1 protein-coding gene and 1 pseudogene are annotated in these 1,629 nt (G+C 77.8%); one reads left to right on the top strand and one right to left on the bottom strand.

Annotation, left to right across the window (positions count from 1 at the left end; translation table 11 throughout):
* The coding region (locus GTW08_RS02170) for a sensor histidine kinase (protein ID WP_237453469.1) at window positions 1-1,023 on the bottom strand (1,023 nt) is incomplete at its 3' end.
* Between the two features lie 143 nt (window positions 1,024-1,166).
* Here GTW08_RS02170 and GTW08_RS30885 point away from each other — a divergent pair.
* A pseudogene (locus GTW08_RS30885) lies at window positions 1,167-1,629 on the top strand (alpha/beta hydrolase); the annotation flags it as partial.

The raw sequence follows: 1,629 nt of genomic DNA, 5'->3' as shown, positions 1-1,629 counted from the left end.
GTCGGCGCGGGCGGGCCGGGCCGGTGCCGGGTTCGCCACCTCGACGACGAGCCCGTCCCCGGCCCCGCCGGTCACCGTCACCGTGACCGGGGCACCCGGCGCGTACGTGCGCGCGTTGGTGAGGGCCTCCTGCACCAGCCGGTAGGCGGTGCGCCCCGCGGTCTCGGGCACCGGGTGTTCCCCGGTGGTCACGCCGGGCCCGTCGTGCAGGACGACCGCGGTCCCGGTCCGGCGGGTCTCCTCGAGCAGCTCCCCGACGTCGGTGATCCCGGGCAGCGGCAGCTCCCCCACCGGCGCCCGGAGCACCCCGATGACCTCCCGCAGGTCCTGCAGGGCGCGGTGGGCGTTCGCCCGCACGACCTCGGCGGCCCGCGCGGTCTCCTCCGCCGGCGCGTCGCGGTGGAACGCCAGCGCCCCCGCGTGCACGCTGAGCAGCGACAGCCGGTGCCCGAGCACGTCGTGCATCTCCCGGGCCAGCGCCTCCCGCGCCTCGTGCGCGGTGTGCTCGGCCCGCAGCGCCGCGGCGGACTCGGCCATCGCGGCCCGCTCGCGCAGCGACTCGACCAGCAGCCGGCGGCTGCGCACGAGCAGCCCCCAGCCGAACACCGCCGCGTGTCCCGCCACCAACGCCCCGACCAGCAGCCACAACGGGGCCTCCGGCGCGGGCCGCCAGGAGTAGTACACCGCGAACGACGCGACGCTGCCCAGGAACACCGCGGCCGAGACCCGGGCCGGGCAGCGGGCGGCGACCGCGAACAGCGCGACCAGCCCCGGGACCGAGGCGACCTCGGAGAACGTGCACAGCACGACGACGCCCACGGCCACCGGCAGCGGGTACCGGCGCCGCCACCAGAGCGCGACGCAGGCCAGCATCCCCGCCGCGACGTCGACACCCAGCAGCACCTCGGGCCCGCCCGGCGACGACACCACCCGCAACCGGGCCATGAGCAGCCCGATCAGGGCCGTCACCACGACCACCAGGCCGTCGACGCCCCACCGCCGGTACGCCGCGACATCGGTCATGACGCCGAGGCTAGGGCCCGTACCGGCGCGGACGCCTCCGTCCCACGACCCGGCCGCGCTCATCCTTCGGACGGACCCCGGCCGGGCAGAACTCTCCCCCGGACGGATCCGGACGGCCGGACGGCCGCCCGAGACTCCACCGCATGCACGCCCTGCACCGACTCCTCCGGCCGCTCGCCGTCCTCGCGGCCGTCGTCGCCGTGACCCTGACCGGCTGCGCCGCCGCACCCGCCGTGCCGTCCGCGCCCGCGGTTCCGCCGCCCGACCCGGTCGCCTGGACCGGGTGCGGTCCCGGCCTGGAGTGCGGCACCCTCGAGGTCCCCCAGGAGTACACCGATCCCGACGGCCCCCGGGTCGCCCTCGCGGTGATGCGGCACCGTGCCACCGATCCACAGCGCCGGATCGGCACCCTGTTGTTCAACCCGGGAGGGCCCGGGGTCGCCACGACCGACACGCTGCGCGCGATGCCCGCCACCCCGGGGTCGCCGGGCACGTTCGGGCCGGAGGTGCTGGCGCGCTTCGACGTCGTCGCGATGGACCCGCGCGGCGTCGGCGCCTCGTCGGCGGTGCGCTGCCGTACCGACGCCGAGCGCGCCACGGCCGCCG

It is taken from the genome of Pseudonocardia sp. SID8383 (assembly GCF_009864975.1).
Classification (GTDB): Bacteria; Actinomycetota; Actinomycetes; order Mycobacteriales; family Pseudonocardiaceae; genus Pseudonocardia; species Pseudonocardia alni.
This window is presented reverse-complemented; position numbering and strand designations above follow the sequence as displayed.